Genomic DNA, 17953 nt, shown 5'->3' with positions numbered 1-17953 from the left:
AACTGGCTACGTATGCAGTGCTTCGCCAGAATGAGCTGATGCGCCTGACCGCAGGCTGCATCATTCCACAATCGGAAGATATTAACCGGGACGACGGCAGTACCATTCCTGCCGGGACCCTTTGCTACCTTAATGTGCCAGCTGGCAAGACCTCTAAAGCCTTTGTTAAACCGGTTTCTGCTGCAGTGAAAAAGTATGTCGATATCTGGCTGGCAGAGTGACCAGAAGAGCAGGCAGCGCTGACGGATGAACGCACCGGTGAAAAGGTCCGTTTCCTGTTTCAGTACCGGGGCAAAGCCGTGGGAAGAGATATAATAAACCGCACCGTTATTCCGGTTCTCTGTGCCAGAGCGGGGATGCCGGAGGAAGACAGCCGGGGTCCCATTACCAGCCACCGGGGGCGTGCATCGGCCGTGACAGCACTGGCCAGTGTTCCTCAGGGCATGTCGCTATACGAGCTGATGCAGTGGTCAGGTCACTCTTCGCCGCAGTCTACAATGCATTATATTCGTATACGGCCGACACAGCTGGCAGCCTCTTTTGTGAAGGCGGACCGGGTCGCGCATATGATGAGCGTGCTGATTGACCATGATCCGCTTGCCGTCAGCCTCACCGGTCCGGCAATATATTATGATCTCGGCGATTCGTACTGTATGAATCCATTCTGGAGCAACTGCCCGCACCGGATGGCGTGCATCGGTTGTGACTTTAATCTGCCAAAACAGAGTGCAAGAGGACTTCTGCTCGAAAGTAAGGCGTCCGTAAAAAGATATCTGGAGGAGGTGCCGCAGACGGTTGACGAGAGAGCCATCGTGGAGGGAGATACGGAAAAACTGGAGGCTGCTCTGAGAAAAAGCAGTAAGGTTCTCATCCGGTAAAACATCTGTCCGGACAGCATATTATTTCAGGTAAGTAGCAGCACAGTGCGTGAGTTCTGCGTCGTAACAGAAAGTCAGCAGTCAAAGCTGATTCACTGAGCCATACCTCTTTTTTCCGCAGTCATTCCGGTTTAGATTATTTCTTTTTTCTGCCTGAAAAAAGATAAATAAGGGCCCTCTCAGGGGCCCTGCCGGTCGGTTGAAATCAGTCTTCTGATGTCAGCTGTAAACTATTTATTCAGCCATTTTTCCAGATGTTCAATCTCCGCCTTCTGTGCTTTGATGACATCTTCAGCCATATTTCTCATTTCAGGATCTTTTCCGTACTTCAGCTCTGTTTCGGCCATGGCTATCGCGCCTTTATGGTGCTCAGCCATGCCTCTGGCAAAAGTCCTGTCTGCATCCTGCTCCTTCATCGCATCCATCATGCTGCGGTGCATATTCTGCATGCCGGCCATGTATTCTTTTGAGGCCGGGGACATATGCATGTCCTGCGTCATCTTCATATCTGGCTTCTGTGCCATAGTCGCAACTGGCAGAACAACCAGCAGGGAAACCAGGGCTGTCTGTAATTTTTTCATGATCCGTTCCTTTACTGGGCTAAGATACTCAAGTTTAGTTAAGCACCCGGGATCGTTTCACAAAAGCGTGAAAGAAATCCTTGATTTAAAGCAGTTCAGAATTATTACGGGCGAAAGCATGAAGAAAGCGCACATCAACGTAAATTATGCTGCTGGTATTTTTACCGTAAACGTAACGATGTCTTCGTCCAGAAAAACCTGCAATGTACCGTTGTGAGCCTGAACAACGGCTCGCGTGATGGAAAGGCCCAGGCCAGCACCGTCCGTGTTATGTTGCCGGGACGAGTCGCCCCGGTAAAAGCGATCAAAAAGCCTGCCCAGATTTTCCTGCGTGATGGCTTCCGTGCGGTTGGATATATGAACAAACGCCATCCCGATCTGCTGTTCTGCCCGGATCAGGATCGCCGCGCCGTCTGAAGAGTACTTTATTGCATTGGTTATCAGGTTGCTCAGCGCCCGGCGCAGCATCAGACGATCGCCCTTCATGCTGGCCCCCCCTTCAAACGTCAGGGTTTTACCGTTTTCAGCGGCCAGCGGCTCGAAAAATTCGATTAGTTCTTCGAGTTCTGCCTTTGCGGAAAAAATCTCATTTTCCAGCGCCAGCAGCCCGTTTTCAGACTTCGCCAGAAACAGCATGTCGCTGCTCATTCTGGCAAGTCGGCCCAGCTCCTCCAGGTTTGAGAAAAGCACTTCCCGGTAGCTGGCAGCGTCACGCTCCCGGGACAGGGCAACCTGCGTCTGCATCATCAGGTTACTTACGGGAGTGCGCAGCTCATGGGCTATGTCAGATGAAAACTCTGACAGGCGCCTGAAAGAGCCCTCCAGTCTCTCCAGCATGCTGTTAAACTCGGCTACGGTAGGCATAAGCTCCGAAGGAAGGTGTCGGGCCGGCAGGCGCTCACTGAGATTATTAACAGTAATAGCCGAAGCCAGCCGGTTTATTTCATTCAGCGGCCGGAGTCCGATGCGGGTGGCAAGCCAGCCCAGCAAGACAGAAAGAAAAATCAGTCCCCCGTTAAGCCACATCAGCCACTCTTTCAGCTGGCCGATAAATTCATCATGAAAGCCAGTATAGTAGGCGGCTGTTATCAGCACGTCCCGGTGCCTGCCCGCGTTCTCTGCACCGATTTTTTTAATCATGACGTTATAGCGCCAGCCGTCTTCCTCCACCGTCTGCAGGGTGTTCAGCTTCAGGGGCTCACCGGCAAAGCGCTCAGCCGGAACCGGGAAGCCGGGAGAGAAATAGTCGGCGAGTATTTGATTATCAGCAGTCCTGATCGACAGATAAAGTCCGCTATGGCCCACCATGGCGTCGGCAAGCTTGCGGGCAAGTCCGACGGTATCAAGCTTTCCTGTACGGACTTCACTTTCCAGCAGTTCGGTAGCCAGCTCAAGCTTACCGGTCAGCAGCGTAAGGTCCTGGCTGCGAAAGTAACTGCCCAGCGCGGCAACCAGCAGAACGCTGGTAAGCAGCCAGACGGACATCATGACACCGGCAAAGACCAGGCTAAGTCTGGAAGTCAGAGACCAGTTACGCTTCATTCTTCACGTATCTCCAGCACGTAGCCAATGCCGCGCACGGTATGGATCAGCTTCGGGCTGAAGTCATCATCCACCTTGCTGCGCAGCCGCCGGACAGCCACATCAATCACGTTAGTGTCACTCTCAAAATTAATATTCCAGACCAGGGAGGAGATGAGATTTCTTGGCAGCACTTCACCGCGACGCTGCAGCAGCAGCTCAAGCAGAACAAACTCTTTTGTGGACAGATGAATTTTTTTGCCGGAACGGCTGACGCTCCGGCGGGATATGTCCATCACCAGGTCAGCTATTTCGTACATGCCGGATGCCAGAGAGCGGTTACGCCTGAGCTGGGTCCGGATACGGGCCAGAAGCTCGGCAAAATCGAACGGCTTGAGAAGATAGTCATCGGCTCCCAAGTCCAGACCTTTGATTTTTTCGCTGACGTTATCCCTTGCGGTCAGAAACAGCACGGGCTCTTCGTGGCGGGCCATTCTCATCTGCCGCAGAATGTCCCAGCCGTCCAGGGAGGGCAGCATCACATCAAGAATAATCAGGTCGTAGCGCTGCTGAAGGATATGCTCCAGCCCCTGACGGCCGTCATTCACAAGGGTGACGTCATACCCTGCCTCCTGAAGACCCTGTTTCAGGTAAGTCCCGGTTTTAATTTCATCCTCGACGATCAGAAGAGTGGTCATGGTATAAGGGCCCTGCAGCTGAGTGTCGTTACGCCATACCGTTACCGGGCGACAGCGTGCCAAGCCAGGCTACGGTCGCCAGAATCAGGATAGACACGCTGAACTCTGTAATAATACTTTTGCGCATCAGCGCAATACCCGTCTTATAGTGGCCCTGACCGAGCGCATTTTCCAGTGCGGGTGCAAGCCGGAAGCGGTTCGCGGCAGCCAGCAACAGCATAACGAAAAACAAACCTGTCTTGATTAGCAGGAGCAGCCCGTAGTGGCTGCCCGGCAAAGATTTGACCGGGTCTTCCACAATGAAGAAAAAGTTAATGACGGCGGTGATGACAATACTCAGCACAATCACCGTGCCGGCCCGGGAAAAGCCCGTCAGGGCTTCCGCAAGCTGCCGGACGTGGCTGGCCGTCTGCGCCTTTTTGATGCATAACAGAATGGCAAAGGCCGTGAGCGCGCCCACCCATGCACCGGCTGCCGACAGGTGGATGATATCGCTCAGCAGATGCAGATAGTAGCTCATACCGTCGTTCATGGCCGCATGGCCGCCCCATGCCAGGGTGGCCAGCGCTGTGCCTCCGGAAAGCGTGAGAACGTAACGCGACAGAACGGCATTGCGCAGGCGCAGGCCCAGTCCGATGAAGGCCAGCACGAGTGCGGCAAGCCGGATAACCCAGCTGAGGCCGACCGCAGTCTCACCGATAACCATCTCTATGATGTGGAGCGTGATTTCACCTGCGTCGGTCACGCCACTCATCGCCTGCGCGACCAGCAGCATATTCGCCAGCGACAGAACAATGCCGACGGATATCAGAATAAAGAAGAACGACCAGACACTGAATAATGACACCGATTTTTTAAGCGTTCCCTTCACGGCATACAGTTCAAATAAAGGCAGCCCAAACAGAACCATAAGGTCAAGGTAAAGGAAAAAGCGGATAACAATAAAAGTCTGATCGTTCATGGCATTATTTCACGCTAAAGCTGACGTTACCCGTGCGCGGGTGTGTATCAGAAGACACCGCACGCCACTCCACCTTGTATGTGCCAGGCACCAGAGGTTTGGCTGGCGTGATCACCATGGTTTTCGGATCGCCACCGGCGGCCACTTTTGCCGCAACCGCCATCGGGGCATGAGAGGACATGCCGGGCATAGCGGTCATGACGAGACGTGCACCAGAAAATTTTGTGACCAGATTCTCAGTAAAGTGCAGCTCCACTTTTGAAGGCGCTGCCACCTGCGCTTTATCAGCAGGGACAGAAGAAGCCAGTTCCGGATGCGCCTGCGCGGCAAAAGCAGCAACAGAGGCGGCAACAGCGATGACGTAGCCAGCATAATTACGTTTCATATTCATACCTGTCTTGTTTGTTAGAATTAACTGCATCAGAACCACACGCGGGCACCGAGAAGAAAGCGCAGTTCGTTGTCTTTCTCTCCTTCACGGGTCGCCATATCGGCCGTGTTGCCATAAAGCTGGCTCCACGATACGCCCACATAAGGCGCAAACTCCCGCTTCATTTCGTAACGAAGGCGCAGGGAAAGCTCGGTACCGGACAGCCCTTTTCCGGTTTCACGCACCTCATCATCCTTTCCGTAAAAATTAGCTTCAAAAGACGGCTGCAGGATGAGCCGGTTGGTCAGCAGCACGTCATACTCTGCTTCAAACCGGAGCGCGGTGCGTCCCTGCTCACCGGCAAACGCGGTGAGTTCAGTTTCGAGGTTATACAGCGGCATGCCCTGAAAGCCGGCGGCGGCCCATGTCTGGGGCCTGCCAGGTTTAAAATCCTGTCGGGCGCCCGCAACCACGTCCCACCAGGGCGAGATAGCGTGCCCCCACAGGGCCTGCACCTCTGCCGACTCGGTTTTTCCGTCGCTGGTTTCCCCTTCGCTGCGCAGCCAGAGGCGATCAATATCCCCGCCTGCCCAGCCGCTGACGTCCCAGCTGAACCCTCCGGCCTCATTATTTTTCTGCCACTCAAGCTGATCGGCCAGCAGATACCAGTTCACGTTGCTGTCATGCACCTTATGGCCGTGTACGTCCGGAAACGCAGCCCGGCGGTCGGCGTCCGTCAGCACCGGAACAGGCGTTCTGCTTTCAGTCGGGGCAGCAGGCTGCATAGACTCCATGCTTTCCATCCCGGACATGGGTTCCATATTGCCCATAGCGGAGTGGTCCATGCCCGACATTGCACCTATGTCATGCTCCTGCATGTTGTGCGCCGCTTCAGCCCGTGCATCAGGGGCGGCCGTAAGTGCGCTGCCGGCAATGGCTGCGAAAACCAGCAGTCCGGCCGCCGGGCGGAAAAAGTTATGTTTCATATCACCACGCTCAGAAGCTGACATCAGAAGTACCTCATTCATTAACCCGGACTTCACGGAACATGCCTGTTTCCATATGAAAAAGCAGGTGACAGTGGTAAGCCCAGCGGCCCAGCGCATCGGCCGTCACACGATAGCTGCGGCGCGTGCCGGGCGGCATATCAATGGTGTGTTTACGTACCAAGAAATTCCCTTCTTCATCTTCAAGGTCGCTCCACATTCCGTGCAGATGAATGGGATGCGTCATCATGGTATCGTTAACCAGCACGATGCGGACGCGCTCGCCATAGCGGAGCGTGACCGGCTCTGCATCGGAGAACTTGATGCCATTGAAAGACCAGGCAAATTTTTCCATATGGCCGGTAAGATGCAGTTCTATGGTGCGTGAGGGTTCGCGTCCGTCTGGATCGTCAAAAGTGCTTTTCAGGTCAGCGTAGGTCAGAACCCTGCGGCCATTGTTCCTCAGCCCGATACCCGGATCGCTGAGCTTCGGGGTGGGCATCATGGCCTGCATGTCAACCAGGGGGTTGTTCGTTTCTGATGCCGGATGCTTCTGCATATCACCCATGCCGGCCATGCTGCCGTGGTCCATGCCGCCCATGCTGCTGTGATCCATGCCAGCCATACTGCCTGCCGGGGCGCTTTCCACAGCTGAACCATCCATGCTCTGCATGCTACCGCCGTCCATACCCTGCATCTGCCCGTGATCCATACCCCCCATGCTGCCGTGATCCATTCCCCCCATTCCCATATCATCCATGGTGAGCCAGGGACGAGGATCTGTGGAAGGAACCGGGGCAGTCATGCCTTCACGAACGGCAAGCGTGCCCCGGGCATAGCCGCTTCTGTCCATGGACTGGGCAAAGATGGTGCAGGCATCCTGTACGGGCTCCACAATGACATCGTAGGTTTCAGCCACGGCAATACGGAACTCATCCACGCTGACGGGGGTGACGTACTGGCCGTCAGCAGCCACCACGGTCATCTTCACGCCGGGAATGCGCACATCGAAGTAGGTCATGGCAGAGCCGTTGATAAAGCGGAGGCGGATTTTTTCGCCTTTACGGAACAGTCCGGTCCAGTTTTTACCCGGGCCCTGACCGTTCATAAGATAGGTGTAAGTCGCACCGCTGACGTCTGCAAGGTCAGTCGGGTTCATCTTCATTTCCGCCCACATCTTCCGGTCGGCCAGGGTATTTCCCAGTCCCTTATCCCGGGCATCACGGAAAAAGTCACCAGCAGCAGGCTTGGCGAAGTTGTAGTAGTCGGACTGCTTTTTCAGTTTTGCAAGAATGGTAGAGGCACTTTCATCTGACCAGTCGGTCAGCATTACCACGTGTTCCCGGTCATACTTAAATGGCTCAGGCTCAGCAGAATCAATGATAATCGGGCCGTAAACGCCCTCCTGCTCCTGCAGGCCGGAGTGGCTGTGATACCAGTAGGTGCCATTCTGCTTTACGCGAAATGAATAGACGTAAGTATCATCGGGTTCAATACCGTGAAAGCTGAGGCCGGGAACACCATCCATGTTGGCTGGCAGAATAATGCCATGCCAGTGAATGGAGGTTGTTTCTTTCAGACGGTTTTTAACCCGCAACGTGACAGTATCACCTTCTTTCCAGCGCAGCAGGGGCCCCGGCAGGCCGGCGTTGATGGTTTTGCCATAACGGATGTTTCCGGTGATATTCAGCGGCGTTTCGGCGATGAACAGGTCGAAATCGTTACCGGTAAGCGTGCGTGACTGTACCAGACTTACTGCCGAGAAAGCATTGAACGTCTTCATACCAAGACCGCCGACAATTCCGGCTGCTGTGATCCCTTTGATAAAATTACGTCGTGTACTTTTAAGCTGCATAACTGGGCTCCGGCAAAATGCAGTTTGTCCCGGGAGGAACTTTTTCGGCGCCGGAAGCATGAATAATGCAACCCGGCCAGGAACGTTATTTCTGTTACCGGAAAACTATCACAACTGAAACCCCGACTTGATTACATTTATGTCATGTTGGAACCTACTGTTTTTAAATTACATTTTTGTCATTTTCGTTCACGGTGTTTTTTTTCGGATACGATGAAAGTCACTGAGGCCGGTAAAGTTCCGGTCCGGAATTAACGGCTATTTTTATCCTTTAAACGTAAGGAATTACGAATGAAAAAGATTATGCTTGCCGCCGCTGCGGTCCTTCTGTCTGTTTCAGCCGCTCAGGCTCAGCCAGCCCCCATGGACATGTCCTGCTGCATGAACAAAAAAGCCCCGGCGGCCTCCATGAATGAACATGAGCTGGCGATTCAGGCACATCAGAGCATGAATAACAGCAGTTCTGCCGCACATCAGAACATAATTGAAACGCACCGTAAGATGATGCAGGAAGAGAAATAAGCGCAGATAACAGCCCGTAGCCTTGGCTGAAAAAACTCGGGCAAAAATCACCCGGATTTTGTCTTGGTTACTGTTGTTACAGAATGTGTTGTGCATTAACCCTCATTACACTGAGTTATCTGAAAAACTTTGTTGAGGCTGTAATCAGCCGGCCCGTCTGACTGTGGCGGGCTTCTTTTTAAAACCCTGTGTCACCCCACTCCTGTTACCGTCTGTATAAAACGCTTTTGCAGCAATCAACATTTTGTTCCATGCTTACCACTTCTTTGCATTTAACGATGACGGGAAGAAATTATGTCTGAACAATACCGCAACTGCATTGAGGCCTGTTATATCTGCGCCGCAACCTGTGACTACTGCGCAACGTCCTGCCTGAAAGAAGAAAATATTGAGATGATGCGCGAATGCATCCGGACGGACATGCAGTGCGCCAGCATCTGCCGTCTGGCAGCTGAACTGATGACAATGGACAGTGAATTTGCTGCTCAGATTTGTAAGGTTTGCGCAGAAGCATGCCAGAAATGCGGTGATGAGTGCGCGAAACATGAGCACGAGCACTGTAAGAAATGTGCTGAAGCCTGTTACCGCTGTGCTGAAGAATGCCGGAAAATGGCAGCGTGACAGCAAATGGAAGCTGTCCAGTCGCAGCTTCCGGAAAGTGCCGCCTGTTTCATTCCAGCCGGTGATTTTTGATACATTCACCCGGCGTCAGGGTGGTAAAAATCACCGTTCTTATCCGGACTACCCGCCATACAGCCAGAAGGGTAATACCGCGTCCCTATTCAGGCTTTTTTAAACTGACATCCCCCTATATTAAATATCGTAAAAACCCGGGCGTGTTTTTGCAGCCGGTCGGTACATATGCCCTCTGCCTTATTCACAAAAACGGGGATAACACCTGTATAATTAATGTGCAGATTTGTTGTGTGCATTCCTTCAGAAAGATTTAAGTCTTGTGTTGAATTTCTATTCCACATAAACGGCGACATGAGCCAGCGGGTAATGACCACGCTTGAGGAAATGTGCCCGCGCGTCGAGGTATACAGCATCGATGAGGCATTTTGCGATCTTACGGGTGTAAGGAATTGTCGTGACCTGGCTGATTTTGGAAGGGAGATACGCGAGACGGTGCGGTGCAACACGCGAATTCATTGTGGTGTCGGTATCGCCCAGACGAAGACGCTGGCGAAGCTTGCCAATCGCGCGGCCAAAGAGTGGCCGCAGACGGGCGGGGTGGTGGACCTGTCAAACCAGGCGCGCCAGCGGCGGCTGATGGCGCTGATGCCAGTGGAAGATGTCTGGGGCGTCGGTCGGCGTATCGCCAGAAAGCTGGAGGCGATGGGTATTAAAAATGCTTTGCAGCTCTGTGATACCGATATCCGCTTTATCCGCAAACATTTCAACGTTGTGATGGAGCGCACCGTGCGTGAGCTGCGCGGCGAGCCCTGTCTGGAGATCGAAGAGTTTGCCCCGGCGAAACAGGAAATCGTCTGCAGCCGGTCATTCGGGGAGCGAATCACCGACTATGAAGCGATGCGCCAGGCTATCTGCAGCTATGCGGCGCGCGCGTCGGAAAAGCTCCGCGGCGAGCATCAGTTCTGCCGGTACATTTCGGTGTTCGTGAAAACCTCCCCGTTCTCTGCTGAGACGTATTACGGCAACCACGCCGGGACAAAGCTACTGACGCCAACTCAGGACACGCGCGACATTATCGCTGCGGCGACGCGCTGCCTTGATGCAGTCTGGCGCGACGGCCACCGGTACCAGAAAGCGGGCGTTATGCTGGGTGACTTTTTCAGCCAGGGCGTGGCACAGCTGAATCTGTTTGACGAGAATGCGCCGCGCGCCAACAGCGAGGCGCTGATGTCACTGATGGACAAACTCAACCAGCAGGGGCGGGGAACACTCTATTTTGCGGGGCAGGGCATCCAGCAGGCGTGGCAGATGAAGCGGGAGATGCTGTCGCCGTGTTATACGACACGGCTGGCTGACGTGCCGATCGCGCGGGCATGGTAAAAGTGGTAGTGTTCACACCTTTATAATGCAAGATAATGTCCGCTTTGAGCGAACAGCGGACCTTGCAAGTTTACACTCCCCTGGAGCGGAAATCTGATGGGAGATCACCTTGTTTCCACTGGTCCTCCACCAATCTATAAAAGGATCAATTGAAAGAACTTGGAAAGTATTTCATTTGCTATAGTAAAAACAGAAGCGGTTGTTAGCCAGCCAGACCAATCTGTTAACCTATTTATTTCTGTTACAGTTAAGGCAACTTATGGATTATTTGCAGCAACTTATTTCGGACCCTACGGCGTGGGTAGCGCTGGCAACTCTCATTACGATGGAGGTTGTGCTTGGTATAGACAACCTCATCTTTATCTCAGTCATTACCAATAAGTTGCCTGAGCAGCATCGTGATCGGGCCAGACGCATTGGGATAGGCTTAGCTCTGGTTATGCGATTAGGACTCCTGGGTACTATCGCCTGGATCATTCAGTTAGTCGAGCCAGTACTTAGCTTCTTTGGCAAAGACTTTTCCTGGAAGGATATCATTTTGATTGCCGGGGGGCTTTTCCTGCTTTGGAAGGCTACAAAGGAAATTCATCACATACTTGACCCTCATCCAGAGGGTGACATGTTTGAAGGAAAAGGCAGTAAAAGCAGCGCTATCCATGGATTTGGCTCAGCTATTATTCAAATACTTGTGCTTGATCTTGTATTTTCCATAGACAGCATTATTACGGCTGTAGGCATGACTGAGCATGTACTAATCATGGTAATTGCGGTTATTTTCGCCGTGACAGTTATGCTTTTGGCTGCCAAACCTCTGGCACGCTTTATTAGTAATAATCCTTCAGTTGTTATGCTGGCGCTGGGCTTTTTAATCATGATCGGTATGACTCTGATTGCTGAGGGCTTTGGTGCTCATGTGCCTAAAGGGTATATCTATGCTGCTATGGCCTTCTCAGCTTTTATAGAAGGATTAAATATGCTGTCCCGACGAACAAGGCGTAAGCATTAAATCCTGCACGGCCCGGTAAATGTTTAAAGTTACTGTAAGGGCTTGTAATATCTGTCGGGACCGCCAGCAGGCCATGCTTCGCTCGATAACGACCTGCGCTACCATGGATGTTGAGGATGCTGGCCTCCTTGTCGAAGCTGGCGCAGCATGCGGCTCGAATGAACTACTATGAACTGCTAACAAAAACTTTCTGATGAGCGCAGGCATATAATACTGCACATCAGAGGTAGAAAGGTTCGGTGAGTATCTGGTTAGAGGCTTGTAATATTTGCAGTGGGCCTAGTTTAAGCCGCTGAGCTGCTTGCCATAATTTGACACAGCATGATGTCAGTAATCAGCTTTACGGTTCTCCAGTGACTTAAGCATGCGCCGCCTGTATCTGCGTGCTCTGCTGTTGTTCCTGACCAGGGGTTTGACAGTTCTGCTATAGCTTATGTTTGCCATACATTTCCCCGTTACGTTATTGGCTGCTCTGTCGTAACAATGCGTCCAGCGGCAGGCTAGGCCAACCCACGATGAATTTCTGGCTAACCAGCCTCAGCGCAGATTTACCCCCTGGTATGTATGGAATGTTAAATGGGCATCGAATCGTGTTCCGTTACCGTACGTATGTGACCACAGATGCTATCCTGCCATCGCCTGGAATACAAAACGCCTGTCTGACACTGGCCGGTAAGGGTTTAACGGGCCTCTTTTGCACCACAGGTTTTTGGGACTCACTGCGCTGTCTGTATATAACAGTACACTGCTGAAGGCTGAATTTGCTGTCAGTCCCGGATAACCTGAAAGCCGCTTTGCGGCAAATAGAATTTAACGTTTTTAATGCTTATAGCACCGTGTCAGTTCAGGCTCATAGAAAGCGTCCGCTTCTGGCACAATGCGGGCATTATGAAAGGGATGTGCTCAAGCGAACCTCCATTTAGCCTTGAAGTGGTTATCAAAACTCTACGTAAACTATACAAAATCAACGAGTTATGGCGAAGGCTAAAATAATAAGTTTAGATGCTTATTAAGCATAAAAGCTTTTAAATTCAATCGGATGTAATGAATTTCTAAATCTACTGCTGCGTCATATGGAATGGTTCGAAGCGGCTGACCTTATCGTGAAAGGTATGGAAGGCGCTATCAACAACAAGACCGTGACCTATGACTTCGAACGCCTGATGGAAGGCGCTAAGCTGCTGAAATGCTCAGAGTTTGGCGACGCTATCATCGCGAACATGTAATCCAGCGTCTGGATTAGGTGTAAAACGGGAACCGGTTGGTTCCCGTTTTTTATTATTAGCGTTTGAACGGTTATCAAAGCAATTTATCAAACCCCCTCGTCTGGTGAGCGCATCACCGACTATAAAGCGATGCGCCAGGCTATCTGCAAAATGGCGATGCTGACCCATGCCGGAAGCCTGACGGCCATAAGGCTTTTGATGACCAGTGCGCTATCCGTCTCGGCGTTGCCTTAACTCGCTGCGGATACGATGTCAGCCGCCTAAAATTAGCGCAGTGCTGGTATCACCCCAAAACAGATGGTCATGTGCTGAGGGCAGAGGAACTGGCGAAAGCACTAAAAAGAACGGCAATCCCGGGGGTTTTCAGTGCGGTTAAAGTCAGCACTGAAAATTTCGAAGAGACGCTCCGGGGGCAGACCGGGATAATTTTCTTTAAGGATTATTTCCGCAGAGGTAGCGAAAGCTTTACTAATCGATCAGGAGACCATATCGACCTGTGGAATGGAAAGCGTGTAACATCGCGGTCAAGTTATCTTCGTATTCAATGGGGATTGCACTGGGAAGGTTACCTCAGCGATTTCTTTAATTCCCGTGAAATCTGGTTCTGAAAGATTATATGAAGCGTTCACTACAAATTTGCATGGCGTCACTTGCCGGCCTTATCGTTGGGGGTGGAGTCTTTATCGCGGCATTTCCAACTCTGGCACACTTTTTTTACGGACCGGTATATGGTGAAGATCAAATGTCTGCGAACGCCTCGCTCTTATTCATCGGCTTACCTGCAACTGCGCTTGTGTTTGCCATCGCGGCGGGTGTGTGGTGGGCAATACGTCTTAAGGCGAAAGCAGAATCTAAATAGTATTGGGGTAAGTTAAATTCGGGGTCAGAGACCAGTTGCAGAAATGTTTTCTGGCGCGACGGCCACCGGTACCAGAAAGCAGGTGTGATGCTGGGTGACTTTTTCAGCCAGGGCGTGGCGCAGCTGAATCTTTTCGACGAGAATGCGCCGCGCGCGAACAGCGCGGCACTGATGTTCCTGATGGATAAACTCAACCAGCAGGGCAGGGGAACACTCTATTTTGCGGAACAGGGTATCCAGCAGGCGTGGCAGATGAAGCGCGAGATGCTATCGCCGTGCTATACGACACGGCTGGCTGATGTGCCGACCGTGCGGGCATGATAAAAGGGGTATTGTTCAGGCATTAAAGAAATGAGAAGGTCCGCTTTGAGCGAAAAGCGGACATTGTATCTGGCATCTATACGCTCCCTGCCTCTGGCGTTCCCTGGTGGAATACCAATTTCCATTGCCCGTTCGCAGAAAATTCCCAATATGAAGAACGTAGGGTTGCACGACTGCCATTTGGATTAACAGTTCTGTAGTGCAATATTGCGAAATTATTTCCAACGCTGATAAGCCGGTAATCACGACTAAGAATAACCGGAACATTATCTTCACTCAAAAGCGCTTCAATAGTCTGAGTACGATCAACGACTACACCTGAGCGTGTTATTTCGCTAAATCTTTCGTGGAGTATCTGTTCAAGCCATACCCGATCTTTCCGCCTGCTTCTATGAAGAGAGCGTTCAAGTCTTTTTAGCGTCCCCAGGAGCATAGTGTTTGTCCTCATCACAATCGAACATTAACTCTTAAGGCAATAATTGCTGGAATGCAACGTCCGCGCCGGCCGAAAACTGTGAGGGGGCCCCCTTCTTCAAATCGGGATGCCCGTTTTAAGATCGAGCTTAAAAGGTTCCCAACCTCCTGGCGGGTCCCACTCTCCCAGGCCCAGCACCGTCTCATTCTCTATCGATGTAATGATCACGCCATCAATGGCGCACTGCCTGGATTTCCAGAGAATGCCCGCAGCAATATCCATCAGAAAAACGTGGCAGTAAGTGGTGACCAGAACCCGATTATGTAGCCTGTCAGAATGGATGTCAGGAACTGAATAAATATGGCCAACGTAATCACCTAGTGGATGGCTTCTGAACGAGTGTGTGGTCATCTCAACAACATGAAAGTGGTCGCCACAAATGATTGCCACCTGGGATTCATTCAGTAGGAAATCACAAAAGGCGCTGGAAATCAGCCAGCCATCCTCGTCGGCACGTATATATAACTGTAAAATCACAATGGGCTCACCGCCCTTACTGATTAACAGTCGTCGATTCTTTTCTCCATTAGCGCCAAAGGGATTGACGTTGATGATCGGAACACCTTCCCTTTCATCACCGGGCTTAGGCTGTTCAAGCCAAGTCGCTTGCAATGTCATTAAGTATCCAAAGTGTGAACAGCAGAAGAACACATACTACTTTACAAGCTGATGTCACGACAGCGCCTTAGGTTGCCATATTGCGCTGACCGGGCCCCGCGGATGAGTACATTCAAGTGTTAGCAACGTCCGCTTCTGGCACGGGGCGGACATTGCTGGCTGAACTGAAGGTCCGCTGTGAGCGAAAAGCGGACGCAGACTGTCCAGGTTTGTGATTATTTTCGTAATCGCTGGAAATATATGATATTTATAGATGATTATGGCCCCGGTCACGTCGCTAACCGATGCGGCGCTGTTGCTGCTCACGCTCTGAAGCGACCCAGCTAACGACTGCCTCAATAAAGGCGCGAACCTGGGGCAATAAAAAGTGACGATCCGGATAAACCACTGCAATCTGCATTTCAGTCCCAATGATACCTCTCAGTACCGGGACAAGTGCGCCCTGCTGCAGGTGTTCACCAATCAACTCTTCAGGCAAAAGTGCAATGCCACGGTTGTTGATAGCCGCCTCACAAAGCAGGGAAATATCGTCAGAAAAAAACGCGCCGTCCACCTTTATCCTCTCTCCAGAAAGCAAAGGCCAGTACATCTCCGGTAACTCCCCACGGGCAAATCCCATCAGGCATTGATGAGCGCTGAGGTCATCCAGGGTGACAGGGACACCCTTGCCTGAGAGATAGTCCGGTGAGGCGACGGCAATCACCGGATCGCGAAAAAGCGTGCGGGCAATCAACCCCGGCTGCATTTGGCTACTGGCTCTCAGGGCAACGTCGAATCCTCCGCTTCGGAAATCGATATGATGACTGGACGTGTGAACATGGACGCGCAGCAAAGGGTGCTGAGCAATAAATTCACAAAGCATCGTCCTGAAGCTCTTTTTCATACCGGGAGGAAGCGATACACGCAGATCCCCCCGTAAACAGTCCCCGGAACGGGACACACTCTGCTCTGCCTGTTTTATCGCCTCAAGCGCGATGATGGCCTCTTTATAGAAGACTGCTCCCGGTTCTGTCAGCGCCAGGCTTCGGGTGGTTCTCAGGAGCAGGCGTGTGCCCAGCTTTTTTTCAAGCTGCGCAATCCGACGGCTCAGCGTTGCCCGGGGAACGCCCAGTTCCGCCGCGGCGCGGGAGAGTGATTTCGCATCGACAGTTTTCGTAAACGCAATGAGTTCGGAGGTTTCTGCACCAGGCGGCATATGGATCGTTTTCGGTCAGGTGATGACAGTTTAAAGAGTATTGTCACGGATTCCGCTCAGCGGCAAGCTTTGCCTGACGACATCCGGGCACAAATCTGATGCCTGGCCACTTATCCAGAACGTTATCCAGAAGGTGTGAAATGGCAGAAGAAAAGAAAATTATTGCTGTGTTCGGAGCAACCGGTCACCAGGGAAAAGGCGTGGTGCAGGCGCTAAAAACAGCCAGTCAGTTCAGGGTACGGGCATTGTCCCGTACCCCGCAGAACTATACCGGCGAGGCTGACGAAGCCCTGTATGCGGATCTTGAAAAGCCTGAAACGCTCTGCGACGCATTAAAAGGTGTATACGGCGTATTTCTGGTAACTGATTACTGGCAACAGGGCACAGATGAGAAGAAGCAGGCAACATCAGCGATCGAAGCCGCAAAATCAGCGGGGGTGAAACATTTTATCTGGTCCACGCTTCCTGATGTTGAATCAGTGACTCAGGGTGAATTCAGGCTCCCGCAGTTTACCAATAAAGCCAGAATCGACAGTCTGGTAAAAGCGGCTGATTTCACTTATTACACTTTCGTCGTACCGCCAGCTTATTATCAAAACTTCACAGGCCCCTTTGGTCCGCAAAAGCAACAGGACGGGAGCTATGGATGGGTCCTGCCGATTAACCCTGACGTTCGCTGCATTCATATGGGCGATATAAACGAGCTTGGCAAAATTGTGGCCGGTGCATTTGCCCATCCTGATATCGCCGGACAGGGTGCTTACCTGCCGCTTGTCGGCGATTTCCTGAGCTTCAGTGAGATTGTAGAAACGCTAAATCAGCATGGGCATCACGTCACCTTTAAACAGGTTCCACGGAATGTCTATGCCAGTTTTTTTCCTGGCGCGCAGGCGCTGGGCGATACGCTGGCCTATTACGAAAAATATACCTATCTGGGGCCGGGGTCGCACCAGGCTGCCATTGCACTTGCCAATAAGATCGCGGGGGGCCATCCGGCTTCTTTTGGCTCCTGGGCCAGGGCCAATTTCGCACTTAATATGAAGTAAACTGTTTCAGGTTGCCGCAGTGAGTCATGGATGTGATGAATCGTTTTGCGGCGAACCTGGTTTGTCACCTCGTCCTGCCCGCACTGTTTATGGCAAGTTGTCTTCCTGGCGCCGAAATTTTATCGTCTGCGTTATAAATATCGTAAACAGAAATAGCAATTGAAAGCACGATGAGGGCTTTACCTAAACGCGAGAGTTGCATCATTTGCATGTTAACTTGCGGGTTGGATTTGCCAGGAACGGGAGCCGCCGTGCCCCCGTTATTTATTCGGGATATGAAAATGGCAAGCGCCATCAGCATAAAAACGGGCAAATGGATCCCATGAGAAATAAAGATTTACGCTATATCTCTCTGATTAATTTACCAATTAAACGCCGATAACGCTTTGACGTCAGCCGCAGGGTTGGCTTCTTTTACCGCCAGTAAAAAAACCGCGAAGTTATGGTTGAAAAACGTAATGTTATGATAAAACTGAAACTCTTTTTTTTGCCCATGGTTGAGATAAATCACGGACCATTTGCGTCGGTTATTAAGAGTGGTAAAGCCTGGTTTGATTTGCAGTATGTCTGAAAAATGCACTTTAACCGTAATGTCATTTTTCACCTGATATAAATATGCGCTGTCATAGAAATACGCTTCCTTCTTGGCAAAACGCGCGAAAATGGAAGGGTTGCACGATATTTTTATCATGCCGTTGTCAGCGGGAACGATTTTTTTCGCCTGGCGCATCCAGTTTAAAAACCATCTTCCTAAAAAGATGAATATAACCGGTAATAATAAGACGGTTGAAAACCCCAAAACATCCTTCATGTTTTACT

At 51.5% G+C, this 17953-nt stretch carries 16 protein-coding genes and 4 pseudogenes; 9 read left to right on the top strand and 11 right to left on the bottom strand.

The window, feature by feature from the left end; genetic code table 11:
* Positions 1–8: 8 nt before the first annotated feature.
* A pseudogene (locus tag AFK63_RS21750) lies at positions 9–878 on the top strand (tyrosine-type recombinase/integrase); the annotation flags it as partial.
* A gap of 230 nt (positions 879–1108) precedes the next feature.
* Here the strand turns inward: AFK63_RS21750 and copM are convergent.
* From copM to AFK63_RS10380, 7 genes are all read right to left on the bottom strand, one after another.
* On the bottom strand, positions 1109–1459 hold the full coding sequence (copM, locus tag AFK63_RS10410) for a CopM family metallochaperone (protein WP_038863465.1): 351 nt from the start codon (positions 1457–1459) through the stop codon (positions 1109–1111).
* A gap of 144 nt (positions 1460–1603) precedes the next feature.
* Entirely contained in the window at positions 1604–3001 is a 1398-nt protein-coding gene (locus AFK63_RS10405) for a heavy metal sensor histidine kinase (protein ID WP_038863464.1), read from the bottom strand.
* Positions 2998–3678 carry a heavy metal response regulator transcription factor gene (locus AFK63_RS10400; RefSeq protein WP_007708057.1) on the bottom strand — a complete coding sequence of 227 codons (681 nt, stop codon included), beginning with the start codon at positions 3676–3678 and terminating at the stop codon, positions 2998–3000. The genes AFK63_RS10405 and AFK63_RS10400 overlap by 4 nt, the downstream gene beginning before the upstream one ends.
* Positions 3679–3706: 28 nt before the next feature.
* On the bottom strand, positions 3707–4639 hold the full coding sequence (gene copD, locus AFK63_RS10395) for a copper homeostasis membrane protein CopD (RefSeq protein ID WP_038863463.1): 933 nt from the start codon (positions 4637–4639) through the stop codon (positions 3707–3709).
* A 4-nt stretch (positions 4640–4643) separates the two neighbouring features.
* Entirely contained in the window at positions 4644–5024 is a 381-nt protein-coding gene (gene copC / locus AFK63_RS10390) for a copper homeostasis periplasmic binding protein CopC (RefSeq protein WP_103791066.1), read from the bottom strand.
* 35 nt (positions 5025–5059) lie between these two features.
* The gene (locus AFK63_RS10385) at positions 5060–5887 is read right to left on the bottom strand and encodes a copper resistance protein B (protein ID WP_407638552.1); all 828 of its coding nucleotides are present in this window, start codon (positions 5885–5887) and stop codon (positions 5060–5062) included.
* A gap of 142 nt (positions 5888–6029) precedes the next feature.
* Positions 6030–7850 carry a copper resistance system multicopper oxidase gene (locus AFK63_RS10380; protein ID WP_038863461.1) on the bottom strand — a complete coding sequence of 607 codons (1821 nt, stop codon included), beginning with the start codon at positions 7848–7850 and terminating at the stop codon, positions 6030–6032.
* A gap of 291 nt (positions 7851–8141) precedes the next feature.
* Here AFK63_RS10380 and AFK63_RS21795 point away from each other — a divergent pair, with 291 nt between their 5' ends.
* The 7 genes and pseudogenes from AFK63_RS21795 to AFK63_RS10350 form a co-directional block, all read left to right on the top strand.
* Entirely contained in the window at positions 8142–8372 is a 231-nt protein-coding gene (locus tag AFK63_RS21795) for a hypothetical protein (protein ID WP_038863460.1), read from the top strand.
* 294 nt (positions 8373–8666) lie between these two features.
* Entirely contained in the window at positions 8667–8993 is a 327-nt protein-coding gene (locus tag AFK63_RS10370) for a four-helix bundle copper-binding protein (protein ID WP_038863459.1), read from the top strand.
* Between the two features lie 360 nt (positions 8994–9353).
* Positions 9354–10388: pseudogene (gene umuC, locus AFK63_RS10365) on the top strand (translesion error-prone DNA polymerase V subunit UmuC); the annotation flags it as partial.
* Positions 10389–10647: 259 nt separating this feature from the next.
* Positions 10648–11394 (top strand): TerC family protein, encoded by a 747-nt coding sequence (locus AFK63_RS10360; RefSeq protein ID WP_038863458.1) that lies wholly within the window; start codon positions 10648–10650, stop codon positions 11392–11394.
* A 1058-nt stretch (positions 11395–12452) separates the two neighbouring features.
* Positions 12453–12620, top strand: a pseudogene (locus AFK63_RS20455) (NADP-dependent isocitrate dehydrogenase); the annotation flags it as partial.
* A 143-nt stretch (positions 12621–12763) separates the two neighbouring features.
* Complete coding sequence (locus AFK63_RS21790; RefSeq protein ID WP_071603692.1) at positions 12764–13228, top strand: T6SS effector amidase Tae4 family protein; 465 nt, start codon at positions 12764–12766, stop codon at positions 13226–13228.
* A 296-nt stretch (positions 13229–13524) separates the two neighbouring features.
* Positions 13525–13800 (top strand): annotated as a pseudogene (locus AFK63_RS10350) (DUF4113 domain-containing protein); the annotation flags it as partial.
* Between the two features lie 76 nt (positions 13801–13876).
* On the opposite strand, the gene AFK63_RS20445 reads toward AFK63_RS10350, so the two are convergent.
* The 3 genes from AFK63_RS20445 to AFK63_RS10340 all read right to left on the bottom strand — a co-directional run bounded on the left by AFK63_RS20445 (position 13877) and on the right by AFK63_RS10340 (position 16088).
* Positions 13877–14233, bottom strand: coding sequence for a nuclear transport factor 2 family protein (locus tag AFK63_RS20445; protein WP_071603691.1), 357 nt, complete (start codon positions 14231–14233; stop codon positions 13877–13879).
* A gap of 99 nt (positions 14234–14332) precedes the next feature.
* On the bottom strand, positions 14333–14893 hold the full coding sequence (locus AFK63_RS10345) for a hypothetical protein (protein WP_038863453.1): 561 nt from the start codon (positions 14891–14893) through the stop codon (positions 14333–14335).
* A gap of 277 nt (positions 14894–15170) precedes the next feature.
* Positions 15171–16088 carry a LysR family transcriptional regulator gene (locus AFK63_RS10340; protein ID WP_038863452.1) on the bottom strand — a complete coding sequence of 306 codons (918 nt, stop codon included), beginning with the start codon at positions 16086–16088 and terminating at the stop codon, positions 15171–15173.
* Positions 16089–16228: 140 nt separating this feature from the next.
* Here AFK63_RS10340 and AFK63_RS10335 point away from each other — a divergent pair, with 140 nt between their 5' ends.
* On the top strand, positions 16229–17134 hold the full coding sequence (locus tag AFK63_RS10335; protein WP_038863449.1) for an NmrA/HSCARG family protein: 906 nt from the start codon (positions 16229–16231) through the stop codon (positions 17132–17134).
* Between the two features lie 361 nt (positions 17135–17495).
* Here the strand turns inward: AFK63_RS10335 and AFK63_RS10330 are convergent, their stop codons facing one another.
* Positions 17496–17945 (bottom strand): hypothetical protein, encoded by a 450-nt coding sequence (locus AFK63_RS10330; protein ID WP_038863448.1) that lies wholly within the window; start codon positions 17943–17945, stop codon positions 17496–17498.
* Positions 17946–17953 lie beyond the last annotated feature (8 nt).

Source organism: Cronobacter muytjensii ATCC 51329 (assembly GCF_001277195.1).
Taxonomy (GTDB): domain Bacteria; phylum Pseudomonadota; class Gammaproteobacteria; order Enterobacterales; family Enterobacteriaceae; genus Cronobacter; species Cronobacter muytjensii.
The sequence above is the reverse complement of the archived record's forward strand: the minus strand, read 5'-3'. Positions and strand labels throughout refer to the sequence as shown.

Bases quoted from the DNA above. Each gene is read 5' to 3' on its own strand.
- copM (WP_038863465.1), bottom strand. From the start codon at position 1,459: ATGAAAAAATTACAGACAGCCCTGGTTTCCCTGCTGGTTGTTCTGCCA.
- AFK63_RS10405 (WP_038863464.1), bottom strand. From the start codon at position 3,001: ATGAAGCGTAACTGGTCTCTGACTTCCAGACTTAGCCTGGTCTTTGCC.
- AFK63_RS10400 (WP_007708057.1), bottom strand. From the start codon at position 3,678: ATGACCACTCTTCTGATCGTCGAGGATGAAATTAAAACCGGGACTTAC.
- copD (WP_038863463.1), bottom strand. From the start codon at position 4,639: ATGAACGATCAGACTTTTATTGTTATCCGCTTTTTCCTTTACCTTGAC.
- copC (WP_103791066.1), bottom strand. From the start codon at position 5,024: ATGAAACGTAATTATGCTGGCTACGTCATCGCTGTTGCCGCCTCTGTT.
- AFK63_RS10385 (WP_407638552.1), bottom strand. From the start codon at position 5,887: ATGCAGGAGCATGACATAGGTGCAATGTCGGGCATGGACCACTCCGCT.
- AFK63_RS10380 (WP_038863461.1), bottom strand. From the start codon at position 7,850: ATGCAGCTTAAAAGTACACGACGTAATTTTATCAAAGGGATCACAGCA.
- AFK63_RS21795 (WP_038863460.1), top strand. From the start codon at position 8,142: ATGAAAAAGATTATGCTTGCCGCCGCTGCGGTCCTTCTGTCTGTTTCA.
- AFK63_RS10370 (WP_038863459.1), top strand. From the start codon at position 8,667: ATGTCTGAACAATACCGCAACTGCATTGAGGCCTGTTATATCTGCGCC.
- AFK63_RS10360 (WP_038863458.1), top strand. From the start codon at position 10,648: ATGGATTATTTGCAGCAACTTATTTCGGACCCTACGGCGTGGGTAGCG.
- AFK63_RS20445 (WP_071603691.1), bottom strand. From the start codon at position 14,233: ATGCTCCTGGGGACGCTAAAAAGACTTGAACGCTCTCTTCATAGAAGC.
- AFK63_RS10345 (WP_038863453.1), bottom strand. From the start codon at position 14,893: ATGACATTGCAAGCGACTTGGCTTGAACAGCCTAAGCCCGGTGATGAA.
- AFK63_RS10340 (WP_038863452.1), bottom strand. From the start codon at position 16,088: ATGCCGCCTGGTGCAGAAACCTCCGAACTCATTGCGTTTACGAAAACT.
- AFK63_RS10335 (WP_038863449.1), top strand. From the start codon at position 16,229: ATGGCAGAAGAAAAGAAAATTATTGCTGTGTTCGGAGCAACCGGTCAC.
- AFK63_RS10330 (WP_038863448.1), bottom strand. From the start codon at position 17,945: ATGAAGGATGTTTTGGGGTTTTCAACCGTCTTATTATTACCGGTTATA.